A 24895-nucleotide genomic window follows, 5' to 3' on the forward strand; every position below is an offset into this window, starting at 1 on the left:
GCCATGTACCGCTTCGTCTTCCAGACCGTCTTCACCCGGATCGATCCCGAGCAGGCCCATCGCCTGGTCGTCTCCGGCCTGCGGCTCGGTCACCGGGTCGGTGCCGGTCGGGTCCTGGAGCGGCTGTGCCGCCCGGAGGAGTCGCTGCGGGTCCGTGCCCTGGGACTGGACTGGCCCTCACCGTTCGGGCTGGCCGCGGGCTTCGACAAGGGCGCCACCTCCGTGCTCCCGCTGGCCGCCATGGGCTTCGGGCACATCGAGATCGGCACGGTCACCGCGGCCGCGCAGCCGGGGAATCCGCGCCCTCGGATGTTCCGTCTGGTGAAGGACCGCGCGCTGATCAACCGGATGGGCTTCAACAACGACGGCGCCGAGGCGGTCCGCCCGCGGCTGGAGCAGATCCGAGACCGGATCTCCCGGATGAAGCGCGACCGTCGGCACGCCCCGGTGATCGGGGTGAACATCGGCAAGACCAAACTGACCCCGCTGGAGAACGCCACCGAGGACTATCTGGTCTCCACCCGGATGCTGGCGCCGGTGGCGGATTATCTGGTGGTCAACGTGTCCTCGCCGAACACCCCGGGGCTGCGTGCGCTCCAGGACATCGACTCGCTGCGCCCGCTGCTGAGCGCGGTCGGGGCCGCGGCCGACGACGCCGCGCAGCGCCACGTGCCGCTGCTGGTGAAGATCGCCCCGGACCTTGCCGACGACGACGTCGACGCGGTGGGTGCCCTGGTCACCGACCTCGGGCTGGACGGGGTCATCGCGACCAACACGACGATCTCCCGGGAGGGTCTACACAGTGACGACGAGCAGGTCCAGGCCGCGGGGGCCGGCGGGCTCAGCGGTCCGGTGCTTGCAGAGCGCTCGAAGCAGGTGCTGGTCCGGCTGCGCGCCGCACTCCCGCGCACCACAGCGATCATCTCGGTCGGGGGAGTGACCTCAGGAGACGACGTCGCGGAGCGGCTCGCGCTCGGCGCGGACCTGGTCCAGGGCTACACGGCCTTCGTCTACGAAGGCCCGTTCTGGGTGCGCCGGATTAACCGCCGCCTGGCCGAACTCCTGCGAAGCGGCTGATGTGACTGCTGCGAAGCCGCTGACGTGGGTACTGCGAAGCCGCTGAGGTGACTGCCGCGAGCCGGCGGTTGTGAGCATGCAGAACAGGGCCCCGCCGTCATGGCGAGGCCCTGTTCTGGAAGCGGACTGGTGCTCAGTCGGCGCAGCGCCGCTGAATCGCTGAGTCGGTGGGGTGCTGCTCAGGCGGGGAAGTGGCCGCGGGCCACCTGAGGCTTGGGCAGGCGCAGCCGGCGGATCTGCAGCGCGCGCATCGCGGCGTAGAACGGCAGACCTCGCTCCCGGTTCTCCACGCCGAACTTCGCGTCGACCTTCTTGCGCACGAGCCGTCCGACCCAGACGGCCTCGACCAGGACCGCGAGCACGAAGAGCCACAGGATCTGGCTGACGATGATCCGCATCTCCTCGTTCATCACAAAGGAGGCGAAGAGGAACACCAGCACCAGGATGAGCATCCATTCACCGATGCCGAATCGGGCGTCGACGTAGTCACGCACGAAGCGGCGCTGCGGTCCACGGTCACGCGGTGGGAGGTACTTCTCCTCACCGGTCTCCATCGCCCGGCGCATCTTCACCCGCTGGTCAGCCATCTGCTGCCGCTGGGCGGCACGGGCGACCTTGCGGTCGTTCTGCACCAGGGGACGCTTGCGGGCCGCCTGCTGCTGGCTGCGCTTCGGGGTCGGCACACCCTTCTTCTCAGGCTGGCGCCTGGTGTTCTGGGCCTCGGCCCGGGCAGCCGCAGCCTCAGCTTCGGCTTGGGCGGTCTTCTCGGCATTGTTCTTCTTACGTCCTAGCACCCCGCCAGTGTAGCGGGAATAATGGACCCCAAGCCTGGCAGCGTTTCCGTGTGCGGGAATGAACCCAGCAGCCCCATGCGTTGTTACCGTAGAGCACAGGCCTGCCGCTACAACGAGAGAGGTGTATGCCATGAGCACCACCACCCAGGACACCGCCGCCGGGTCCGCCGCCCAGACCGAATCCGCGGAGATCGGCGGCTCCGCCGTCGATGGTTTCAAGACCCACCAGGTCGAACTGAGTGAGACCGCAGCGCAGAAGGTCTCCTCGCTGCTGCAGCAGGAGGGCCGTGAGGACCTGCGACTGCGTGTGGCCGTGCAGCCCGGAGGCTGCTCGGGTCTGATCTATCAGCTCTACTTCGACGAGCGGGTCCTCGACGGCGACGCGCTGCGGGACTTCAGCGGCGTCGAGGTCGTCGTGGACAAGATGAGCGTGCCCTACCTCGAGGGCGCGAAGATCGACTTCGAGGACTCCATCTCCAAGCAGGGGTTCACGATCGATAACCCCAACGCAGGCGGTTCCTGCGCCTGCGGCGACTCCTTCCACTGACCGACCCGCCGCTCCACGCCAGGATCGACCCGGAATCCTCCAAGCATCCGCCTGACGAATCAAGCGCTGCGGGATTCCCGGCCGGTCAGGGCGCGGATCACGGCACGGTTCGAGGAGTCACAGCGTCACAAAGCAGACATATCGGCGGCGAATCTAGGCGCTGCCTGAGACGAGCAGAACTCCGCTTCCCCCGTTTTCTACACGGGGTAGAAGCGGAGTTTTCTCGTCTCTAGGACCCTCCGTCCGCCGTTGAAGAAGCAGATCAGATGCGACCGGCGCGGGTGTCCGTCCTCCCGGTGCTCTACAGGACGTAGTAGTCTTGAGCGCGAAGCGTCCATGGTGGTCCGAACTCTGCGCACAGCGCGGCCAGAGGCCCACGAACGGGTGCAACATTCGCACATCGAGATAGAGGAAGGGCCGTCTGTGAGTTCGCATAAACGAACCGGCAGCCGAGGCCGTGCATTGAAAGTTACTGCACTGGCCAGCGTGGCGGCACTGGCGCTCAGCGCCTGCTCCGGGGATAACCCAGCATCGAGGGGTTGGCTGCCAGGCAGCCGAGACACCACCAGCAACACCGCGGAGTTGACGGACCTGTGGGTCAACTCCTGGATCGCGGCGTTGATCGTAGGGCTGATCACCTGGGCGCTGATGCTCTGGTGCATGATCGCCTACCGTCGCCGCAAGGGTGAGACCGGCTACCCGCGTCAGATCGCGTACAACGTGCCGCTGGAGATCATGTACACCATCGTCCCGCTGGTCATGGTGGGCGTGCTGTTCTTCTACACCAACGAGGTGCAGCGCTCGGTGGACGAGCCCTATGAGGATCCCAATCTGGTGATCGATGTCCGTGGCAAGCAGTGGGCCTGGGACTTCAACTACAACTACGAAGGCGAAGAGCGTTACTTCGCCGGCGTCCAGGCGGAGCTTGACGGAGAAGAGGGCGTGCGTGAGACGCTGCCCACCCTCTACCTTCCGGTGGATGAGCCCGTCACCTTCGAGCTCAACGCCCGCGACGTCATCCACTCCTTCTGGATCCCCGCCTTCCTGCAGAAGCGCGACATGGTGCCAGGGCGGACCAATGAGATCCACCTGACCCCGCAAGAGCTGGGAAGCTTCGACGGCAAGTGTGCCGAGCTCTGCGGCGAGTACCACTCAGAGATGCTCTTCAACGTGGAGGTGGTCACGGATGAAGAGTTCCGCGACTATCTACAGACCCTGCCCGAAGGTCAGCTCGGTGACGAGTACGACCGCAACCCGAACCTCCACGAAAACGTGGCCGGAACCGAAGGGGACGACTGACTGTGGCGACCCTCGAATACACCGCCGACGAATCGCGTGAAGTCTCACGCGTCGTTCCCCGCTCCAAGGGGAAGGTCGTCGTCAACTGGCTGACGACCACCGATCACAAGGTGATCGGCTACATGTACCTGATCACCTCTTTCCTGTTCTTCTGCGTGGGCGGCGTGATGGCGCTGCTGATCCGCGCTGAGCTCTTCGAGCCAGGGATGCAGCTGCTGCAGACGAAGGAGCAGTACAACCAGCTCTTCACCATGCACGGCACGGTGATGCTGCTGATGTTCGCGACGCCGCTCTTCGCCGGCTTCGCCAACGTGATCATGCCGCTGCAGATCGGTGCACCAGATGTGGCCTTCCCGCGTCTGAACGCGCTGGCCTTCTGGTTCTTCCTCTTCGGAGCCCTCGTGGCCATGGCCGGATTCCTCACCCCGCAGGGCGCGGCCTCCTTCGGCTGGTTCGCCTACGCGCCGCTCTCGGACACCACATACTCACCGGGAGTCGGTGGAGACCTCTGGGTGTTCGGACTCGCGCTGACCGGCTTCGGCACGATCATGGGTGGCGTGAACTTCATCACCACCATCATCTGCATGCGCGCCCCGGGCATGACCATGTGGCGGATGCCGATCTTCGTGTGGAACACCCTGATCACCTCGATCCTGGTGCTGATGGCCTTCCCGCCCCTGGCGGCGGCGCTGTTCGGGCTCGGCCTGGACCGGCGCTTCGGCGGCCACATCTTCGACCCTGAGGCCGGCGGCGCGATCCTCTGGCAGCACCTGTTCTGGTTCTTCGGTCACCCCGAGGTCTACATCATCGCCCTGCCCTTCTTCGGCATCGTCTCGGAGATCCTCCCGGTGTTCAGCCGCAAGCCGATCTTCGGCTATAAGGGCCTGGTCTACGCGACGATCGCCATCGCTGCGCTCTCGGTGACCGTGTGGGCGCACCACATGTACGTCACCGGAGCGGTGCTGCTGCCGTTCTTCGCGCTGATGACCATGCTGATCGCGGTGCCCACCGGGGTGAAGTTCTTCAACTGGATCGGCACGCTCTGGCGAGGGTCGCTGACCTTCGAGACGCCGATGCTCTGGAGCCTGGGATTCCTGGTGACCTTCCTCTTCGGCGGTCTCACCGGCATCATTCTGGCCGCCCCGCCGCTGACCTTCCACCTCTCCGACACCTACTTCGTGGTGGCGCACTTCCACTACGTGGTGTTCGGCACCGTGGTCTTTGCGATGTTCGCCGGATTCTATTTCTGGTGGCCGAAGTGGACCGGCAAGATGCTCAACGAGCGTCTGGGCAAGATCAACTTCTGGATGCTCTTCATCGGCTTCCACGGGACATTCATGATCCAGCACTGGCTCGGCGTCATGGGCATGCCGCGTCGTTACGCGGACTACATGGTCGAAGACGGGTTCACCACGATGAACCAGTTCTCCACCGTGTTCTCCATCCTGCTGGGCGCCTCGCTGATCCCGTTCTTCTGGAACGTCTGGATCACCTCGCGCAACGGCAAGAAGGTGCTCGTGGACGATCCCTGGGGCTTCGGCGGCTCCCTGGAGTGGGCGACCTCCTGCCCGCCACCGCGGCACAACTTCTACTCGCTGCCGCGGATCCGCTCCGAGCGCCCCGCGCTGGATCTGCACCACCCAGAGCTCGCTGACCGGCATACCCTGCAGACACCTGCAGGCAAGATCTTCGGACCAGCGGATCAGCAGGACAAGGAAGGCGTCTGATGAAAGCAAATATCGGCCTGTTCCTCGGGCTGGGCGTCTTCGTCCTGATCGTGGCCTTCATCTACGGGTTCTGGAGCGGATTCTCGGACCTCGCCGGATTCCCGCTGCTGCTGCTCACTGCCGGCATGGGGTTCATGCTGTGGTTCTACCTGCGGATGGTCGCGAAGAACCACGACGTGCTCGACGGGGACAACCCTGAGGGCGAGATCGAGCACATGGCCGGCAACTACGGCGAGTTCGCGCCGTGGAGCTGGTGGCCGCTGGGCCTCGGGTTCTCCGCCGCCTTCGCGTTCTTCGGCCTGGCCTTCGACTGGTGGGTGTTCTTCATCGCGCTGATCCCTGGCCTGTTCTTCGTCACCGGCTGGGTGCTGGAGTTCAACCGCAAGCGCTACGCGCACTGACCCTGCCGCTCGCAACAAGCGACTGATCCCAGGGTCTCAGAAAGCCCGCCGTGAGCATCGACTCACGGCGGGCTTTCGCGTACCCGGGACGCCTTGGCGGTGCGTAGAATCCTTGCTATGACGATCCGCCCCATCACCATCCACGGAGAACCCGTGCTCCACCGACGCGCGCAGGAGGTGGAGAGGATCGATGACTCCATCCGCGAGCTCGTGGCCGATATGGTCGAGACCCAGGACGCCGCGCATGGCGTTGGCCTGGCGGCGCCGCAGGTCGGGGTGGGACTGCGCATCTTCACCTACAGCTTCGCCGACTCCGGTGATCAGCCCTCCCGGGGAGTGATCATCAACCCGCGGCTGCGCCTGATCGGCAAGGTCTCCAAGGAGGCCGCCGACCCCGAGGAGGAGTCAGAGGGCTGCCTCTCGGCACCGGGATACAACTACCCGCTCAAGCGCAGCGAGCATGTGGAGATCACCGGGCTGGACCTCGACGGCGAGCCGCTGCGGTTCGAGGCCACCGGCTGGTTCGCCCGGATCCTGCAGCACGAATACGACCACCTGGACGGCTACCTCTACGTCAACCGTCTGGACCCCAAGTGGGCTCGGCGCTGGAAGAAGGTCGTGAAGAAGGAGGGCTGGAATCAGCCCGGTCTGAACTGGCTTCCCGGAGTCGACCCGGACCCCTTCGGCCATGACGAGTCTGAAGCTGCCGAGGAGCCCGTGGGGACCCGGGAGAGCCCCTGAGTCTGTGCGCTCAGGGCACCGGTCATTCTGAGCGCCTCAGCCCACACTGCGGCTGAACGCCACCCAGCGGCGCAGCACCTCTGCGGCGGCCCCGGAATCGATGGACTCCTCGGCGCGGCGCATGTTGCTGGCGAGCCGGTCCACCAAGGGGCCCTCCGCCTGCTCATCGAAGCTGGTGAGCCCAGCGGCGGCATTGAGCACCACGGCGTCCCGGACAGGTCCTGGCTCGCCGGAGAGCATCCGCTGGACGATCTGGGCGTTCTGCGTCCCGGATCCGCCGCGCAGGTCCTCGACCGCCACCCGGGGCAGGCCGACATCCTCGGGCTCCAGGACGGTTTGGGTGACCTCTCCGGAGCGGACCTCCCAGATGTCGGTGGCGGCAGAGGTGGTGATCTTGTCCCGACCGTCCTGTCCACGGAACACCAGGCCGCGGGTGCCTCGCAGCGCGAGGACCTCTGCCATCCTCGGCGCCAGGGTGGGGCTCGCGCAGCCCAGCGCCTGGGCCGTGACCCGCGCCGGGTTCGAGAGCGGGCCCAGGAAGTTGAACACGGTGCGGATGCCCAGCTGGCGACGCACCGGTCCCACATGGCGCATCGCGGGGTGGAAGCTCTGCGCGAAGAGGAAGGTGATCCCGACCTCCTCGGCGGCGCGGGCCACGTCCTGGGTGCTCATGCTCAGGTCCACTCCGAGCGCCTCGATCACGTCTGCGGCTCCGGCGGTGCTGGAGGCGCCCCGGTTGCCGTGTTTGACGACCCGGGCTCCTGCGCCCACCGCGGTCAGCGATGCCATGGTCGAGATGTTCACGGTGCCCAGCATGTCCCCGCCGGTCCCGACGATGTCCAAGGTGGGCCCCGGAATGCTCAGCGGGACGGCCTTGTCCAGCATCGTGGCGCTGAGTCCGATCAGTTCCTCGGCGACCTCGCCCTTGGCGCGCAGCGCCACCAGGAACGCCGCGATCTGGCCGTCGCTCAGGGACCCGCCCATCAGCTGCTCCATGGCCCAGGCGGAGGTCTCCGAGGGGAGGTGCTCGCCGCCGAGCAGGGTCTCCAGCAGCTCGGGCCAGCTCGCGGGCAGGGGAGTCGCGCGGGAGAGTGCAGCAGCGGTGTTCTGAGGATTCACAGCCCCAGACTATCGGCCCACCGGCCCGCCGTTCCGTCCAATTTCGACACGCTGTAGAAATATTGTCGACTTTTTTGACCGGCTCCACCTTGGCGGATCCTGGGAATGGCGCGGAATCCGCCCGCTGACAAGGATCTGGAACCACGCCGTAAGAGTCATCGGTGTCGCAAACCGTTGGGGTTTCAGGACATAATGAATGCGTGACGTCTGCAACCCAAGCCCCCATCGCCCCGGCGCGCACGCTGCCGAACCGTCCGAACATGGTGTCCGTGGGCACCATGGTCTGGCTCACCAGCGAGCTCATGTTCTTCGCCGGCCTGTTCGCCATGTTCTTCACGCTGCGTTCCACGCAGTCTGAGATGTTCGCCGAGGGTGCCAGCGAGCTGGACATCCCACTGGCCACCACGATCACGGTGATCCTGGTCGCCAGCTCGGTGACGGCTCAGTTCGGTGTCTTCGCCGCCGAGCGGCACCAGCCGCGACGCACCGGGGGCGCACTGCAGGTCCAGCACTGGGGCATGGTCGAGTGGTACATCCTCTCGTTCATCATGGGCGCCATCTTCATCGGTGGTCAGACCTATGAGTTCGCCGTGATGGTCTCCCATGGGATCACCGTCTCCTCGAACGCCTTCGGCTCGGCCTTCTACATCACCACAGGCTTCCACGGACTTCACGTGATCGGCGGTCTGATCGCCTTCCTCTACGTGGTGGCGCGGGCGTACTTCAGCGTGAAGTTCACCCACAAGGAGGCTCACGCCGCCGTCGTCGTCTCGTACTACTGGCACTTCGTCGACGTCGTGTGGATCGCGCTGTTCGGCATCGTCTACCTGCTGCCGCTGTTCGCCTGATCACAGCACCAGCTGAAGCACACCAGCTTGTATCGCATCGAAAAGTTAGGAACCGGCACGTGAAGGCACTCTCACAGAAGCGTCGCCACCCGCTCGCGGCAGTGGCGCTGCTCCTCCTGGGCCTCTTGCTCACCGGAGGGCTCTACGCCGCGGCGACCTCCATCAACGAGGCTCAGGCGACCAACACTGCAGACGTCTACTCCGCCTCAGACGTGGAGGAGGGCGAACGCCTCTTCGTGGCCAACTGCGCGACCTGTCACGGGATCAATGCACAGGGCTCCGACGCCGGTCCCTCGCTGATCGGCTCCGGTGCGGCCTCGGTGGACTTCCAGGTCGGCACCGGGCGCATGCCGATGCAGATGTCCGGCCCGCAGGCCCAGAAGAAGCCGGCTCAGTTCAACGACGAACAGACCATGCAGCTCTCCGCCTATGTCGCATCCCTGGGTTCGGGCCCTGCCGTTCCGTCCGAGGAGTACCTCGACGTGGAGCAGGGCAACATCGCCCGCGGTGGTGAGCTGTTCCGCATCAACTGCGCCATGTGCCACAACGCCGCCGCCGCCGGCGGTGCGCTGACCGAGGGCAAGTACGCGCCCTCCCTGGACGGCGTGGAATCCCGGCACATCTACTCGGCCATGGTCACCGGCCCGCAGAACATGCCGGAGTTCAACGACTCGAACATCCCGCCGGAAGACAAGCGCGACATCATCGCCTTCTTGAAGAACAACGAATCTCAAGGCGTGCCGGGCGGGTTCTCGCTGGGCTCGCTGGGACCGGTCTCGGAGGGTCTGCTGATCTGGACCCTCGGCCTGGCCCTCCTGATCGGCTCCATGGTCTGGCTGACCTCACGGTCCTCCTGAACCCCACTGGCAGCTGAAAAGCACCCGCACACCTCAACACTGAAGCAAAGGACGAGAACCATATGGGCGAGCACGGTAACGGCGGTCCGAACTCGGGCGCCGTCATCAAAGCAGGCGACGGAAGGTCGAGCGGCTATGCCATCGACAATCCCGGCCTGCCCCCGCACCGCCCGCGGTTGACAGACGCGGACGAGAAGGCCGCCAAGCGCGCTGAGCGGCAGGTCTCCGCGCTCTTCCTGATCTCGATCATCGGCACGGTGATGTTCTTCATCGGCTACTTCGCGGTCGGGGTGACCGACGGTGATCTCCAGATGCTGCGGCTGCAGAACACCCTGCTCGGCATCGGTGTGGCCTTCGCGATGCTCGGCATCGGACTCGGCGTCGTGCAGTGGGCCCGTGCGCTCATGCCGGACCACGAGGTGATCGAGGACCGCAAGCCGCTTCGCAAGGAGGCAGAGCGCGCCGAGGCTGCCCAGACGGTCAACGAGATCGTCGACGAGACCCAGATCAAGCGTCGCCCGCTGCTGCGCAACACGCTCATCGGTGCAGCGCTGCTGGCCCCGCTTCCCGCCGTCGTCGTCTTCCGCGATCTGGATCGCTCCGAGGACTTCGGCGTCGAGCGGATGCGTCACTCGCTCTGGGAGGAGGGGGTGCGCCTGGTGCGTGACCCCACCGGCACCCCGATCCGCGCCTCCGACCTCACCGTGGGCTCCGCAGTCCACGTGGTCCCTGAGACCCTGCGTGAGGTCTCCGGGCACGGCGACCGCCTGGCCGAGAAGGCCAAGGCCGTCGTGCTGCTCATCCGGATGAACCCAGAAGACTTCCAGGACGTGACCCCGGGCCGTGAGGACTGGAAGTACGAGGGGATCATCGCCTGCTCCAAGGTCTGCACACATGTGGGCTGCCCGGTGGCGCTCTACGAGCGCCACACCCACCACCTGCTGTGCCCCTGCCACCAGTCGACCTTTGACGCCGCTGAGGAGTTCAAGGTCATCTTCGGTCCGGCAGGCCGCCCGCTGCCCCAGCTTCCTATCACGGTGGACGATGAGGGCTTCCTCATCGCGCGCAGCGACTTCACTGAACCCGTCGGCCCGACCTACTGGGAGCGTGGCTAAATCTCATGAGCACTCAGTCTCTAGAATCCAAATACACCGAGGAGCAGTACTCCGAGGTCGACCAGTACCAGCCGGGGACCCGCACCGGAAAGATCGCGAACTATGTCGATCAGCGTGTGGGCGGCACCGGCATGGTCCGGGAGTTCGGCCGCAAGGTCTTCCCAGACCACTGGACGTTCATGTTCGGCGAGGTCGCGCTCTACAGCTTCGTCATCACCGTGATCTCCGGGGCCTTCCTGACCTTCTGGTTCGATCCCTCGATGACCAGCACCCAGTACGACGGGTCCTACGCCCCGATGCAGGGCGTGGAGATGTCCACCGCATACGCCACAGCGCTCGAGCTCTCCTTCGATGTGCGCGGCGGGCTCTTCATGCGTCAGCTGCACCACTGGGGCGCGCTGATGTTCGTCATGGCGATGTCGATCCACATGCTCCGGGTGTTCTTCACCGGCGCATTCCGCAAGCCCCGTGAGCTGAACTGGGTCGTCGGAGCCACGCTGCTGGTCGCCGGTCTCGGGGCTGGCTTCACCGGCTACTCGCTGCCCGATGAGGTCCTCTCGGGCAACGGTCTGCGGATCATCGACGGCATGCTCAAGGCCATCCCGATGGTCGGCACCTACATCTCCTTCTTCCTCTTCGGCGGGGAGTTCCCCGGCGACGAGGTCATCCCGCGGCTGTACTCGCTGCACATCTTCATCATTCCCGCAGTGATCCTGATCCTGATCGCGGTCCACCTGTTCATGGTGGTCGTGCACAAGCACACCCAGTACCCCGGCCCGGGCCGCACCGAACGCAATGTGGTCGGCTACCCGGTCGGACCGGTCTACGCAGCCAAGGCCGGCGGGTTCTTCTTCGTGGTCTTCGGCGTGCTGGCGCTGCTCGCCGGCACGTTCCAGATCAACGCGCTGTGGAACTACGGGCCCTACGATCCGTCACCGGTCCAGGCCGGCACCCAGCCCGACTGGTACATCGGATGGTTCGACGGCGTGCTGCGCCTGATGCCCGGCTATATCGGGGACATCCCGCTGGAGTTCGTCCTTCCCACGCCGTGGGGCGGGAACAGCGTGGCGCTGCCGGTGCTGATCCCGATGCTGCCGATCACGGTGCTGCTGCTGGGCATCTTCGTGTGGCCCTGGATCGAGGCATGGATCACCGGGGACAAGAAGGAACACCACATCCTCGACCGACCGCGCAACGTCCCCGGACGCACCGCCTTCGGTGTGGCCATGGTGGTCTGGTACCTGATCATGTGGGGTGCTGCGTCCTCGGACCTGATGGCCACGCACTTCGCGCTCTCGCTCAACGACGTGATCATCTGGCTCCGGGTGCTGTTCTTCGCCGGTCCGATCCTGGCGTTCATCATCACCAAGCGGATCTGCCTGGCGCTGCAGCGCAAGGATCGCGAGATCGTGCTCCACGGCAACGAGGCAGGCGTGATCGAGATGCTGCCGCACGGTGAGTTCCGCGAGAAGCACACCCGGGTCAGTGACTACGAGCTCTACACCCTGGTCTCCTACGACTCACCCGAGGTCACCCCGGCCCGCCCGAACGCCAAAGGCAAGGTCGGCCTGCTGGAGAAGTCCCGAGTCCGACTGAACCGGACCTTCTTCGAGGATCGGGTGGCCCCGGTGAGCCGGGAGGAGTACCTCGAGGCGCTCTCCCACGATCACCACGAGACCGCCGCCGAGCTGCCAGCCGGCTCGGTCGGAGCGATCGAGTCCAAGAAGCGCTGAGAACCTTGAGGTCCTGATCAGCCCCAGCCAGTGCTGACCCAGGGCTGAACACGAGAAAGCGGCTGTCTCCCTCTGGGGAGGCGGCCGCTTTCTCGTGGCGCCCGGCGCTGCCGTGGCAGAGCTTGCCGCCCTGGCTCTGGACCCAGACCCGGGAGCCTGGAGCCCGGACCCCGGAGTCTTGCCCAGGACCCTGGCTCAGCTCTTGCCGGTGTGGGGCCGCTAGCCCTTCTGCGCGCCCCGGATGATCGAACGCAGCTTCTCCAGACGCTCGCCGAGCGCCCGCTCCGCTCCGTTGCCCGTGGGCTTGTAGTAGTCCACGCCGATCAGCTCGTCGGGGACATACTGCTGGGCGGCGACGTGGTGCGGGGCATCGTGGGCATAGACGTAGCCCTTGCCGTGTCCCATCCGCTGCGCGCCGGCATAGTGCGCGTCGCGCAGATGAAGCGGGACCGCACCAGACCTGCCCGCCCGCACATCGGCGATGGCGGCGTCCAGAGCCTTATAGGAGGCATTGGACTTCGGTGCGGTGGCGATGTGCACCGTGGCCTGGGCGAGCAGGATCCGCGCCTCCGGCATGCCGATCAGCTGCACGGCGTCAGCGGCGGCCATGGCGGTCTGCAGCGCTGTGGGATCGGCCATGCCCACCTCCTCGCCTGCGGCGATGACCAGCCGGCGGGCGATGAACCGTGGATCCTCCCCGGCCACCACCATCCGGGCCAGGTAGTGCAGCGCCGCGTCCGGGTCCGAGCCGCGCAGCGACTTGATGAACGCCGAGACGATGTCATAGTGCTGGTCCCCGTCCCGGTCATAGCGCTGGACGGCGAAGTCCATGGCCTGCTCGGCGTCCCGGGCGGTGATCACCACAGTGGAGCCCGGCTGGGCCTCAGCCTCGGGAAGAGCGCCCTCGGAGGAGGTGTCCTCCCCGGCAGCCTCGGGGGTCTCGTGGCCGGCTCTCGCGGCGGGCTCGGTCGCATCCTCGGGGGAGCGGCCCATGGCCACCGCGGCAGCTGCCTCCAGGGTGGTCAGCACCCGGCGCGCGTCACCTCCGGCCATGCGCAGGATATGGTCCCGCGCGGCGTCCTCGAGCTCGAAGGCCGAGTCCAGCCCCCGGGTGTCCTCAAGCGCTCGGGTGATCAGCCCGGAGAGGTCATCCTGGGTCAGCGGGCGCAGGGTGAGCATCAGCGAGCGGGAGAGCAGCGGAGCGATGATCGAGAAGGAGGGGTTCTCCGTGGTCGCCGCGACCAGGATCACCCAGCCGTTCTCCACACCGGGCAGCAGGGCGTCCTGCTGCGCCTTGTTGAACCGGTGGATCTCATCGAGGAAGAGCACCGTGGTCTGCCCCCGCAGGTCCCGGTCCTCCAGCGCGCGGTCCATCACCTGGCGGAGGTCCTTGACGCCGGCTCGAATGGCGGAGAGCTCCACGAACTTCCGCGAAGCGCCGCGGGCGAGCACATGGGCCAGGGTGGTCTTGCCCGTGCCCGGGGGCCCGTAGAGGATCACCGAGGAGGCCCCGGCCGGGCCTCGGTTGCCCTCGACGAGGACCCGCAGCGGGGACCCCTGTTCCAGCAGGTGCTGCTGGCCCAGGACCTCGGTCAGGGTGCGCGGTCGCATCCTGACCGCCAGCGGGGTATGACGACGACGCGCGCCCGCCTCACCCGTGGAGGGCGAGGCGGGCGCGTCGTCGTCACCGAAGTCGTCGGAGGCGAAGAGGTCCCCCGTGGTGGGATCGGCCACTGCGCCTCCTTCAGCTGGGTTCGTAGATAGATTCGAAAGGAATCCGTCCTAGATTACCCGGTGCGGTTCAGCCCTGGGACTTTCCCTCAGCCGCCGCCTCACCCTTGTCCTGCTTCTTCTCCTGTTTCTTTCCCTGCGGCGTGGTGTCCGCCGCCGGCTCCGGCTTGGCGTCCACCCCAGCCTCCTTGCGCTGCTGCGCGGTGATCGGAGCTGGCGCCGCGGTCAGCGGATCGTAGCCGCCACCGGACTTGGGGAAGGCGATGACTTCGCGGATCGAGTCCTCACCGGCGAGCAGCGAGACCACCCGGTCCCAGCCGAAGGCGATGCCGCCGTGCGGGGGAGCTCCGAACTTGAAGGCATCGAGCAGGAAACCGAACTTCTCCTGGGCCTCATCCTCGGGGATCCCCATGACCTTGAAGATCCGCTCCTGGACGTCGCGGCGATAGACGCGCAGTGAACCACCCGCGATCTCGTTGCCGTTGCAGACCAGGTCATAGGCGTTGGCCAGCGCGGAGGCCGGGTCGGTGTCGAAGCTCTCGGCGAACTCCGGCTTCGGTGCGGTGAAGGCGTGGTGCACCGCGGTCCAGGCACCCGAGCCCACTGCGACGTCGCCGGCGGCCTGGGCCTGGGCGGCGGGTTCGAACATCGGGGCGTCGACCACCCAGACGAAGGACCAGGCCGATTCGTCGATGAGTCCGACACGGTGCGCGATCTCATTGCGGGCGGCACCAAGGAGTCCGCGGGAGGGGGAGACCTCTCCGGCGGCGAAGAAGATGCAGTCACCGGGGGAGGCCCCGGTGGCGGCGGCCAGTCCGGCCTTCTCCGCGTCCGAGAGGTTCTTCGCCACCGGTCCGCCGAGTTCTCCGTCCTCGGCGATGAGCACATAGGCCAGGCCCTTGGCGCCGCGCTGCTTGGCCCATTCCTGCCAGGCATCGAGGGTCCGGCGGGGCTGGGAGGCGCCTCCGGGCATCACCACGGCGCCGACATAGGGGGCCTTGAAGACCCGGAACGGGGTGTCCTTGAAGTACTCGGTGAGCTCGGTGAGCTCCAGGTCGAAGCGCAGGTCCGGCTTGTCCGATCCGTAGCGGGCCATCGCCTCGTGGTAGGTGATGTGCGGGATCTGCGCGGGCAGCTCGACGTCGATGAGCTTCCAGAGCCGACGCACCAGCTCCTCGGAGAGGGCCAGGATGTCCTCCTGGTCCACGAAGCTGGCTTCGATGTCGAGCTGGGTGAACTCGGGCTGGCGGTCGGCGCGGAAGTCCTCGTCGCGGTAGCAGCGGGCCAGCTGGTAGTACTTCTCGAAGCCGCCGACCTGCAGCAGCTGCTTGAACAGCTGCGGAGACTGCGGCAGCGCGTACCAGGCACCCGGAGCCAGGCGGGCCGGGACCAGGAAGTCGCGAGCCCCTTCGGGCGTGGAGCGGGTCAGCGTGGGGGTCTCGATCTCGGTGAAGGTCTGCTCATGCAGCAGCTCACGGGCCACCCGGTTCGCCTCCGAGCGCAGTCGCAGCGCACGCTGCGGGCCCTCTCGGCGCATGTCGAGGTAGCGGTGACGCAGCCGCGCCTCTTCGCCGATCTCGACATGCTCGTCGATCTGGAAGGGAAGCGGCGCTGCGGTGTTGAGCACGGTGACGGTCTCGGCGAGGACCTCGACCTCACCGGAGGGCAGGTTGGGGTTCTCGTTGCCTGCCGGGCGGCGTTCCACGGAACCGGTCACCTGCAGCACGAACTCGTTGCGCAGCGGATCGAAGTCGGCCTCCTCGCGCACCACGACCTGGGCCACGCCGGAGGAGTCACGCAGATCGAGGAAGGCCACTCCGCCGTGATCTCGGCGTCGCGCCACCCATCCGGTGAGGGTGACGGTCTGGCCTATGTTCTCGGCGGTGAGGGAGCCGGAGGTGTGTGTGCGAAGCACGGTGTCCTTCCTGGGGGATCAGTTGCTCGGATGCGGGCCAGCGGCCCGGCGAGTCAGTCGGTGGCCGATTCTACTATCCGCGGGAGCAGGTCCTGGGCCGCTGGGACCCAGCTCTGGGGGTCGGCGGAGGTCTGGTCGCCGGAGCGGATGTCCTTGACCTCGTGGGCGCCGTCGCCCTCGGTGAACCAGACGTAGGGGATCCCGCGGCGATCAGCGTGGCGAATCTGCTTGCCGAACTTCTCTGCCTGCAGAGCGACCTCGACGTTGATCCCTCGGGTGCGCAGCGCGTCGGCGACGTCCTGGGCGGCACCCCAGTCGGCGTCGGAGCGCAGCGCCACGAACACCGCCGCCGGGACCTTGCGGCTGGCGGAGAGCCCGCCCTCGGCCAGGATCCGCGAGACCAGCCGGGTCACCCCGATGGAGAGCCCGACCCCGGGGAAGGAGCGCCTGCCCTTGGAGGCCAGCGACTCGTAGCGGCCGCCGGAGCAGATCGAGCCCAGGGACTCGTGGCCGAGGAGCACCGTCTCATAGACCGTGCCGGTGTAGTAGTCGAGTCCGCGGGCGATCGAGAGATCGGCGGTGACCCGGCCGGGCACCCGCTTGTTCAGCTCTGCGACGACCTCTTCAAGCTCGGCCAGTCCGGCCTCGAGCAGCTCATCGGCTTGCTTCTCGCCCAACAGTGCGCTCACTGCGGGGACGAAGGAGGTGTCGGTGGCGCGGATCGCGGCGAGCTGGAGCGCCTGCTGCGCCTGTTCCGGAGTGGCCGCGCCGGAGGAGACCAGCTCCTCGCTGACCTTCTCCGCTCCGATCTTCTCCAGCTTGTCGATCGCGCGCAGCACCGCGGTGGTGTCGGTGACTCCGATGGAGCGGTAGAAGCCCTCGGAGAGCTTGCGGTTGTTCACCCGCAGCATGAAGTCACCGATCGGCAGCGCCTCGAGCGCCTTGGCCATGACCACGCCGATCTCGACATCGCTGCGGAACGGCAGTGCGCCGTCGCCGACCAGGTCGATGTCGGCCTGGGTGAACTCGCGGTAGCGCCCATCCTGCGGGCGCTCACCGCGCCAGACCTTCTGGATCTGGTAGCGCCGGAACGGGAAGTCGAGGTGACCGGCGTTCTCCACCACGTAGCGCGCGAAGGGCACGGTCAGGTCGAAGTGCAGCGCCAGCCGGGCGTCCCGGCCTGCCTCCTCCTGGAGCCGGGAGACCGCGTAGATCTCCTTGTCGATCTCACCCTTCTGCAGCAGGGTGTCGATGGTCTCCACCGCCCGGGATTCGATGGAGGCGAAGCCGTGGCGTTCGAACACCTCACGAAGCGTGTCCAGCACGTGCAGCTCCACCAGGCGCTCCTCAGGGAGCCATTCGGTGAAGCCGGAGAGAGAGGTGGTTCGTGCCATGGGTGTGCGCGCAGTCCTTGGATCGTCGGGGAGTCATGGGCGGCCCGGAATCGGGCCCGTTCAGCATAACGGCTCCGGTAGGCTGGTGGCATGAGTCCTGCAGTCAAGCCCGACCACCATGAGACCTCACTCGATGACGCCCGCCGCTTTGCCCGGGTGGACGAGGAGGGCCATGTCTACGCCCTGACCCCTGCACAGCCGGAGGCCGACGGCGCTGCCGCTGACTCCGCGCCGGCTCAGGCCGACGGCGCTGCCGCTGACTCCGCGCCGGCTCAGGCCGACGGCGCTGCCGCTGTCCCCGCTGCTGCGGAGACCGAGGTTGCGCCCTCGACGGCGGCCTCTCAGGCTCAGCCCGGGGAGACCTACGTCGGGCAGTTCTCCGGGGCCAGCGCAGATGAGGCGCTGCACTACTTCACCCGGAAGTTCGACGAGCTCTACAACCGGGCGCTGCTGCTGCGGGCACGCGCCGCGGCCGGCGCGGACTCCGCCAAGGCGCTGCATGACTCGCTGCGCCATATCCGCCAGGAACTCACCGAGGGCACCTGGGTCGGCGACGTCGCCGCTCTGAGCTCGCTCACCACGGAGATCTCCGCAGAGATCGACCAGCGCGCCGCAGCCGAGAGCCGGGAGGCCGAAGCGCTGCTCGCCGCGCATCTGGTCACCCGGGAGCAGATCGTCGCCGAGGTGGAACAGCTCGCCGAGGCTGATCCGAGCACTCAGCACTGGAAGAGCGCCCAGGCGCGGATGAACGAGCTCTTCGAGGCGTGGAAGGCGGAGCAGAAGAAGCCGCCACGGCTGACCAAGTCTCAGGAAGATCCCTTCTGGAAGAGGTTCCGCGCCGCTCGGAACCTCTTCGAGAAGAACCGGCGCGCCTTCTTCGCCTCCCGGGACAAGGAGCACGGGGACATCAAGGCTGCCAAAGAGGCGCTGATCGCCGAGGCCGAGAAGCTCAAGGACTCCGAGGACTACGGGGCCACCACCAAGGCCTACCACCGGCTGATGGACGACTGGAAGGCGCTGGGCCGCGGTGCTCGCAAGACCGACGACGCGCAGTGGGCCCGCTTTCGGGCCGCCCAGGACGTGTTCTTCGGCGCCCGGGACCAGGCCAACGCCCAGACGGACGCGGAGTACGCCGAGAACCTCACGGTGAAGCTGGCGCTGCTGGAAGAATTCGAGGCGCTGCTGCCGATCGAGAACCCGGACGCGGTCCGCGAGAAGTACCAGGGTCTGCTCAACCGCTGGGATGAGGCCGGGCGGGTGCCGCGCGCGGACATGAAGTCCACCGAGAACCGGCTCAAGCGGGTCCAGGACGCCTTCCGTGACGCCGAGCAGTCACACTGGCGCAAAACCGATCCTGAGACCATTGCGCGGCAGAATTCGATGCTCACCCAGCTCGATGACGCCATTGCAGAACTCGAGGCCGCATTGGAGACCGCCCAGGCCAGCGGCGACGCTGCATCGATTGCGGCAGCGAAAGAAGCATTGGACGCCCGAAGAAGCTGGCGAGATATGTTGAAGTAACGAATGGATTACACTCGTCAAAGATTCGGTGACCCGTTCGGCTTCGCAGGTGGGTCACCGACGTTGTGCCGTCGACATCCAGTGAGGACCCCCGCGTGAGCGATCAACAGCCGCATGAGTCGGGCGCCCCGCGCAGCCGTCGCGAGATTCGCGAAGCGCGGGACCGCGAACTCGCTGCGCAGCGCGAGCGGCAGAGCGCCGCACAGAAGCGCGCCCTGGATGAGACGCTGCGCACTGTGCGCGCCCGCTCGGCCGCCTCCGCCGAGGCTGCTGCCGAGGACCCGGCAGTGCCGGCACAGGACACAACCCACAGTTCCGAGCCGCGGCGGACTCCCGGGTCTGCGGACATGCCCGCCCCACGACCGGCCAGCAGCCCCTCCAGCCCCGCCTCTGATCTGCCGAGCACCGGGCTCCCCGCCATCGCACCACGCCAGGGATCGGTGATCTTCAACCAGGAAGACGTGCCCCAGGGCAAGCTGGAGCGCGAAGACCCGCAGCACCGAGCACACCCGTACCGGTCCCAGCAGCCCGGATCCCCGCACACCCCCTCTCCGCAGACCCCCTCTCTGCAGACCCCTGACGATTCGGCCCCGGCTGAGCCCTCCGCAGCACAGCCCGCCCCCGGCCCCATGGCTCCCTCAGCGTCCACGCCTTTCGACCAGGTGGTGACCGGGGCGGACCAGGTGCGCCCGGAGGACGAGATCGACGAGGACTCCGAAGCGGCGCTCGAGGACGAGTCCGGCTTTCCGCTGGAGGATGACTATGAAGAGGACTACGCGCAGGACCTCGGGGACGACTACTACGAAGGCACCCGCATCGAACACGACGACGACGGCACACCGCTGCTGATCTCATCCTCCACCCACGGCCGCGGCTACCAGACGGTCTCCGCCGTCGAGGGGGGCGCCACCCAGGCGGTGCTGGAGAAGCGTCGCAGCAAGCGTCGACGCCGCAACCTCACCCTCAGCGTGGCCTTCGGGCTCTTCGCGGTGTTGCTGGTCGGCTTCGTGGTGGTGCTGCAGTCCCTGTTCGGCGGGGGCGGCCCGGAAGACTTCGAGACCCAGGCGGGGGAGGTCGTGGAGTTCACCGTGGAACAGGGCGACGGGCCCGCGCTGGTGCGCAGCCGGCTGCTGGAGGCCGGGATCATCGCCAGCGACGACGCCTTCGACGACGCGTTCGCAGAGCTCGAGGACGCCCCCGAGCTGCAGCCCGGGGAGTTCCAGCTGCGTGAACAGATGCCGGCTGCCGACGCTCTGGCGGTGATCTTCGAAGAGGGTGAGGCGCTGCACTACATCTCGCTGCAGGACAACACCCGCATCGATGCGGCGCTGAACTCGATCGCCGCACAGACCGGTATCCCGGAGAGCGACATCCGGGCCGCCGCCGATGACCCCAGCGCCTATGGCCTGCCCGAGGAGGCGGAGACCCTCGAGGGATACCTCGCGGCCGGGGAGTATCAGCCCAGCCTGGAGGCATCGCCCCAGGAGATCCTGCAGCAGATGGTGGACACCACCTTCGAGCGGCTCGAGGAGCTCGGGATCACCGAGGAGGAGGAGCAGTGGCGCACGGTGATCGTCGCCTCCCTGCTCACCGCCGAGGGCCTGCCGGGAGACTATGAGGAGATCGCCGGGATCATCGAGAATCGGTTGGACCCCGGCAACTCCGAGACCGATGGGCTGCTGCAGATCGACGCCACGGTGATCTATGGGCTCGGCACCCAGAGCGTGCACTTCACTGAGGAGGAGCGCGCCGACGCCTCCAACGAATACAACACCTACCAGAACCCAGGCCTTCCCCCCGGCCCGGTGGCCGCTCCGAACATGGCGACCCTGGAAGCCGCCGCGAACCCGGACGAGAACGACTACTTCTACTGGGTCACCGTGGACCTGGAGACCGGTGAGACGAAGTTCGCCGAGGACTACCAGGAGCACCTGGGCTACGTGGACGAGTTCAACGCCTACTGCGAGGACAACCCCGGGATCTGCGACGGGGAGCCCGCTCAGGACAACGCGGCCCCGTGACGCTTCAGGCCGCCGTACTGGGCCACCCGATCGCCCACTCACTCTCCCCGGTGCTGCACGCCGCAGCCTATGAGCACCTCGGCCTCGACGCCGAGTACCGGCGCATCGACGTTCCCGAGGAGTCCCTGCAGGATTTCCTGCGTGGGGCGGGCGCCGCCGGTGACTGGATGGGATGGTCGGTGACCATGCCGCTGAAGGCCGCCATGGTCAGCGTCGTGGACCGGCCCTCGGCCCGGGTCCGCGCGCTCGGGGTGCTCAACACCGTCATCCACCGCCCCGCCGCGAACGGCGAGGCATCACCGAAGAGTGCCGGGCTGCTGCTGGGTGAGAACACCGACGTGGACGGGATCGTCGCGGCCCTGGGTGAGGCCGGGCTGCACCAGCGGACGTCGTCGTCGGGCACCTTCGGGATCATCGGAGCCGGGGCCACCGCCACCGCGGCACTTGCCGCCGCCGCCGAGCTCGGCTTCACCGAGGTGCGCAGCTATGCACGCTCACGGCCCCGGGCGCTGGAACTGGCGCCGGTCGCCGCGGCGCTGGGTCTGCAGTTCAGCGTCTCTGAGCTCGCCGCCCTGCCGGGGGACCTGGTCCCCGCCGTGCAGCCGGCGGAGGCGGCGGGTCTGGACGCGATGGGGTCTGATGTCGCGGATCTGGACGGCGCGAATCTGAAGGGTGTGGGTCTGCGGGCTGTGGTCTCCACCCTGCCGCCGCGCGCCGCCGACGAGCTCGCCGCCACGCTTCCTCGACTCTCCCACCCGGTGCCGCTGCTCGACGTCGCCTACGACCCCTGGCCCTCCGCGCTGGCGCAGGCCTGGGCGACCGCCGGAGGCCAGGTGGTCAGCGGTCTGGTGATGTTGCTGCACCAGGCGGTGCGGCAGGTCGAGCTGTTCAGCTCCGGCACCTCGACCCCCGCCGAGGCCCTCTCAACGGGGTCCCACGCCGAGATGGTGGCGAAGATGCGGCGCTCCATCGGTTTATGATGGACCCCATGTTGCGCTGGCTCACCTCCGGAGAATCACACGGCAAATCCCTCGTCGGAATCCTGGAAGGGCTTCCTGCCGGCGTCACGCTGGACACCGCGGCGGTGCAGGAGAAGCTCGCCCGCCGCCGCCTGGGCTATGGGCGTGGTGCCCGGATGAAGTTTGAGAAGGACCAGGTCGCGCTGCTGGCCGGGGTGCGCCACGGCGTGACCATCGGCGGTCCGCTGACCATCGAGGTCGGCAACACCGAGTGGCCCAAATGGGAGAAGGTGATGTCGGCCGATCCGGTGGATCCTGCCGAGCTGGAGAACCTGGCTCGCAACGCCCCGCTGACCCGTCCCCGCCCAGGTCACGCCGACTACACCGGGATGCAGAAGTACGGCTTCGGCGAGGCCCGCCCGGTCCTGGAGCGCGCCTCGGCGCGGGAGACCGCCACCCGCGTGGCCCTCGGCGCCGCCGCCCAGTCCTTCCTGGACGAGCTGGGGATCACCACGGTCTCGCACACCACCGCGATCGGACCGGTGCAGGTCCCAGCCGACGCACCGCTGCCCGGCGCGCTCGACGCCCAGGCCCTGGACGCCGATCCGCTGCGCTGCTTCCACGCCGAGACCTCAGAGCGGATGGTCGCCGAGGTCGACGACGCCCACCGAGCAGGGGAGACCCTCGGCGGGGTCGTCGAAGTGATCGTGGAGGGGCTTCCGCCGGGCCTGGGCAGCTACGTGCACTGGGACCGCCGGCTGGACTCCCGGCTGGCCGGCGCGTTGATGGGCATCCAGGCGATCAAGGGGGTCGAGGTCGGCGACGGCTTCGAGACCACCCGCCGCCGCGGCTCCGCCGCCCATGATGAGATCGCCCTGGATGAGGACGGACAGATCACCCGCACCTCCAACCGCGCCGGCGGCATCGAGGGCGGCATGAGCATCGGCGGCCCGCTGCGGGTCCGCGCCGGGATGAAGCCCATCGCCACCGTCCCGCGCGCCCTGCGCACCGTGGACACCGCCACCGGGGAAGCCACCACCGCCCACCACCAGCGCTCCGACGTCTGCGCGGTCCCCGCTGCCGGCGTCGTGGCAGAAGCCATGGTGGCACTGGTCATCGCCGAGGCCGTGCTGGAAAAGTTCGGCGGAGACTCGGTGGCCGAGGTCCAGCGCAATCTGCGCAGCTACCTGCAGAACCTTCCCGAACTCGGCGGCGACCCCTCCGGCGCCGGCGCGGATGGAGACCCGCTGCAGGCTCCCGCCGCGATGCAAGACTGATGCGCCAACCGGCACCCGCCGAGCGCGGCGAGAGCCGCAACATCGTGCTGATCGGCCCCATGGGCTCGGGGAAGTCCACTGTGGGCGCCGCCCTGGCGCGCAGGCTCCACCGGCCCCACGTGGACAGCGACCACTTCTTCGTGGCCCGGCACGGCGCCATCCCGGCGTACTTCTCACTCCACGGCGAACAGGACTTTCGTGCCGAGGAGGAGAGCATCGTCGCCGAGCTCCTCGACTCCCCACGTCCCTCGGTGATCAGCCTCGGTGGCGGGGCGGTGCTCAGCGCCACCACCCGCGCCCTGCTGCGAGAGCAGCTGGTGATCATGCTGGACCTCACCGAGGACCAGGCGGCGCTGCGCCTCGGTGACGGCTCCACCCGACCCATCCTCGGCGAGGATCCCGTCGGGTCCTGGAGACGCATCTACGCCGAGCGCGAGCAGATCTATCGAGACTGCGCTGATATCGTCATGACCCCGGACGATGCCCACATCGACGCCCGCGTCGAGAACATCGTGCGAGCCCTCAACCACACCCCCAGGAGAGACCCAAACGTATGAGCCACCAGGCCGAGACCGAGGCTTCTGCCCCTGAGCCCACGATCATCACCGTCGGAGAGGGCGCCGGAACCGGCGGTCAGGAGCTGGGATATGACGTCATCATCGGCAACGGGCTGCTCTCCCGGCTGCCATCCCTGGTGGGCCCGCAGGCCGAACGCGTCCTGGTGATCCACCCGCGGGCGCTGCGCGCCACCGGCGACGTGGTCCGTGAAGACCTGGAGAAGGCCGGATACCAGGCGCTGGTCGCCGAGATCCCCGACGCCGAGGAGGGCAAGCACATCCAGGTCGCCGCCTTCTGCTGGCAGGTCCTGGGACAGAACGACTTCACCCGCTCCGACGCCATCGTCGCCGTCGGCGGCGGTGCGGTCACCGACGCCGCCGGTTTCGTGGCAGCCACCTGGCTGCGCGGGATCCGGGTGGTCCACATGCCCACCACGCTGCTGGGCATGGTCGACGCCGCCGTGGGCGGGAAGACCGGGATCAACACCTCCGAGGGCAAGAACCTGGTGGGCTCCTTCCACCAGCCCGCCGGAGTCCTCGCCGATCTGGACACGCTGCTGACCCTGCCGCGCAATGAGCTGGTCGCCGGCCTGGCCGAAGTCGTCAAATGTGGCTTCATCGCCGACGAGCGGATCCTCGAGATCATCGAGGCGGCCCCGGAGCAGGCGCAGAACCCCCATTCCTGGCAGATCCGTGAGCTCATCGAGCGCGCCATCTCGGTCAAGGCCGAGGTGGTGGGGCAGGACGCGTTGGAGTCCGGTGTCCGCGAGTCCCTGAACTACGGCCACACCCTGGGTCACGCCATCGAGCTCGCCGAGCGCTACCAGTGGCGCCACGGCGCGGCCATCTCGGTGGGCATGATCTTCGCCGCCGAGCTGGCGCGCAGCCTGGGACGGCTCGACGACGCGACCGCCGACCGCCACCACGCGGTGCTCAACCTGCTCGGGCTGCCCACCAGCTACCGCGACGACCGGTGGAGCCAGCTGCTCGAAGGCATCCGCCGGGACAAGAAGAACCGCGGGGACCAGCTGCGCTTCGTGCTGCTCGGCGGCCAGGGACAGCCGGTCACCGTAGAGATCCCGGACGCCTCGATCCTCTTCGCGACCTACCAGGAGATCGCCCAGCCCGAGACCGGCAGCATGATCTCGCTCTGAGCCGCGCCGGGGAGCCTGTACAATCGATTGGCGCCGCGTGGAGCGCCCGCCGCGCAAGAGTGCGGCGCGCCAAGCACTCCGTGCCCTCAACACCCAGGAAAGGCAGAC

21 protein-coding genes are annotated in these 24895 nt (G+C 67.6%); 16 read left to right on the forward strand and 5 right to left on the reverse strand.

The genetic code is table 11. The annotated features are described in order from the left end of the window. Window positions 1-3: 3 nt before the first annotated feature. Entirely contained in the window at window positions 4-1077 is a 1074-nt protein-coding gene (locus HNR11_RS10380) for a quinone-dependent dihydroorotate dehydrogenase (RefSeq protein WP_179442202.1), read from the forward strand. A gap of 179 nt (window positions 1078-1256) precedes the next feature. On the opposite strand, the gene HNR11_RS10385 is transcribed toward HNR11_RS10380, so the two are convergent. Further along, complete coding sequence (locus HNR11_RS10385) at window positions 1257-1871, reverse strand: DUF3043 domain-containing protein (RefSeq protein ID WP_058889351.1); 615 nt, start codon at window positions 1869-1871, stop codon at window positions 1257-1259. A gap of 130 nt (window positions 1872-2001) precedes the next feature. Here HNR11_RS10385 and HNR11_RS10390 point away from each other — a divergent pair, with 130 nt between their 5' ends. The 5 genes from HNR11_RS10390 (at window position 2002) to def (ending at window position 6586) form a co-directional block, all read left to right on the forward strand. Further along, entirely contained in the window at window positions 2002-2418 is a 417-nt protein-coding gene (locus HNR11_RS10390) for a HesB/IscA family protein (protein ID WP_058889350.1), read from the forward strand. A 423-nt stretch (window positions 2419-2841) separates the two neighbouring features. Continuing rightward, window positions 2842-3717: an aa3-type cytochrome oxidase subunit II gene (gene ctaC, locus HNR11_RS10395; RefSeq protein WP_343050651.1), complete on the forward strand. Its 876-nt coding sequence runs from the start codon at window positions 2842-2844 to the stop codon at window positions 3715-3717. 2 nt (window positions 3718-3719) lie between these two features. Next, the gene (gene ctaD, locus HNR11_RS10400; RefSeq protein ID WP_179442204.1) at window positions 3720-5444 is read left to right on the forward strand and encodes an aa3-type cytochrome oxidase subunit I; all 1725 of its coding nucleotides are present in this window, start codon (window positions 3720-3722) and stop codon (window positions 5442-5444) included. Continuing rightward, a complete protein-coding gene (gene ctaF / locus HNR11_RS10405) occupies window positions 5444-5845 on the forward strand; it encodes an aa3-type cytochrome oxidase subunit IV (protein ID WP_179442205.1) in 402 nt (133 codons plus the stop codon). Before ctaD ends, ctaF begins: the two co-directional genes overlap by 1 nt. A gap of 117 nt (window positions 5846-5962) precedes the next feature. Then, window positions 5963-6586: a peptide deformylase gene (gene def, locus HNR11_RS10410; protein ID WP_179442206.1), complete on the forward strand. Its 624-nt coding sequence runs from the start codon at window positions 5963-5965 to the stop codon at window positions 6584-6586. A 36-nt stretch (window positions 6587-6622) separates the two neighbouring features. Here the strand turns inward: def and trpD are convergent, their stop codons facing one another. Then, window positions 6623-7705: an anthranilate phosphoribosyltransferase gene (gene trpD, locus HNR11_RS10415; RefSeq protein WP_179442207.1), complete on the reverse strand. Its 1083-nt coding sequence runs from the start codon at window positions 7703-7705 to the stop codon at window positions 6623-6625. 200 nt (window positions 7706-7905) lie between these two features. Here trpD and ctaE point away from each other — a divergent pair, with 200 nt between their 5' ends. From ctaE to qcrB, 4 genes are all read left to right on the forward strand, one after another. Continuing rightward, window positions 7906-8553 (forward strand): aa3-type cytochrome oxidase subunit III, encoded by a 648-nt coding sequence (gene ctaE, locus HNR11_RS10420; RefSeq protein WP_425488263.1) that lies wholly within the window; start codon window positions 7906-7908, stop codon window positions 8551-8553. Window positions 8554-8612: 59 nt separating this feature from the next. Beyond that, a complete protein-coding gene (gene qcrC, locus HNR11_RS10425; protein ID WP_179442208.1) occupies window positions 8613-9410 on the forward strand; it encodes a cytochrome bc1 complex diheme cytochrome c subunit in 798 nt (265 codons plus the stop codon). Window positions 9411-9472: 62 nt separating this feature from the next. After that, a complete protein-coding gene (qcrA, locus tag HNR11_RS10430) occupies window positions 9473-10525 on the forward strand; it encodes a cytochrome bc1 complex Rieske iron-sulfur subunit (protein ID WP_058889342.1) in 1053 nt (350 codons plus the stop codon). A 5-nt stretch (window positions 10526-10530) separates the two neighbouring features. Then, the gene (qcrB, locus tag HNR11_RS10435) at window positions 10531-12258 is read left to right on the forward strand and encodes a cytochrome bc1 complex cytochrome b subunit (protein ID WP_179442209.1); all 1728 of its coding nucleotides are present in this window, start codon (window positions 10531-10533) and stop codon (window positions 12256-12258) included. 219 nt (window positions 12259-12477) lie between these two features. Here qcrB and HNR11_RS10440 read toward each other — a convergent pair whose 3' ends face one another. From HNR11_RS10440 to hisS, 3 genes are all read right to left on the reverse strand, one after another. Further along, on the reverse strand, window positions 12478-13992 hold the full coding sequence (locus HNR11_RS10440) for a replication-associated recombination protein A (RefSeq protein WP_343050652.1): 1515 nt from the start codon (window positions 13990-13992) through the stop codon (window positions 12478-12480). 67 nt (window positions 13993-14059) lie between these two features. Then, window positions 14060-15904, reverse strand: a complete 1845-nt coding sequence (gene aspS / locus HNR11_RS10445) for an aspartate--tRNA ligase (RefSeq protein ID WP_179442210.1) — start codon at window positions 15902-15904, stop codon at window positions 14060-14062. 53 nt (window positions 15905-15957) lie between these two features. Continuing rightward, the gene (hisS, locus tag HNR11_RS10450; protein ID WP_179442211.1) at window positions 15958-17298 is read right to left on the reverse strand and encodes a histidine--tRNA ligase; all 1341 of its coding nucleotides are present in this window, start codon (window positions 17296-17298) and stop codon (window positions 15958-15960) included. 90 nt (window positions 17299-17388) lie between these two features. Here hisS and HNR11_RS10455 point away from each other — a divergent pair, with 90 nt between their 5' ends. The 6 genes from HNR11_RS10455 (at window position 17389) to aroB (ending at window position 24787) form a co-directional block, all read left to right on the forward strand. After that, window positions 17389-18819, forward strand: a complete 1431-nt coding sequence (locus HNR11_RS10455) for a DUF349 domain-containing protein (RefSeq protein WP_179442212.1) — start codon at window positions 17389-17391, stop codon at window positions 18817-18819. A gap of 95 nt (window positions 18820-18914) precedes the next feature. After that, complete coding sequence (locus HNR11_RS10460) at window positions 18915-20840, forward strand: endolytic transglycosylase MltG (RefSeq protein ID WP_179442213.1); 1926 nt, start codon at window positions 18915-18917, stop codon at window positions 20838-20840. Further along, window positions 20837-21820, forward strand: a complete 984-nt coding sequence (locus HNR11_RS10465) for a shikimate dehydrogenase (RefSeq protein WP_179442214.1) — start codon at window positions 20837-20839, stop codon at window positions 21818-21820. Before HNR11_RS10460 ends, HNR11_RS10465 begins: the two co-directional genes overlap by 4 nt. Window positions 21821-21828: 8 nt before the next feature. Continuing rightward, a complete protein-coding gene (gene aroC / locus HNR11_RS10470) occupies window positions 21829-23076 on the forward strand; it encodes a chorismate synthase (protein ID WP_179442215.1) in 1248 nt (415 codons plus the stop codon). Beyond that, window positions 23076-23633 (forward strand): shikimate kinase, encoded by a 558-nt coding sequence (locus HNR11_RS10475; protein WP_058889333.1) that lies wholly within the window; start codon window positions 23076-23078, stop codon window positions 23631-23633. Before aroC ends, HNR11_RS10475 begins: the two co-directional genes overlap by 1 nt. Further along, window positions 23630-24787 (forward strand): 3-dehydroquinate synthase, encoded by a 1158-nt coding sequence (gene aroB / locus HNR11_RS10480; RefSeq protein WP_083504966.1) that lies wholly within the window; start codon window positions 23630-23632, stop codon window positions 24785-24787. Before HNR11_RS10475 ends, aroB begins: the two co-directional genes overlap by 4 nt. Window positions 24788-24895: the final 108 nt, after the last annotated feature.

Origin of the sequence: Nesterenkonia sandarakina (assembly GCF_013410215.1) — a bacterium.
GTDB classification, from domain to species: Bacteria; Actinomycetota; Actinomycetes; order Actinomycetales; family Micrococcaceae; genus Nesterenkonia; species Nesterenkonia sandarakina.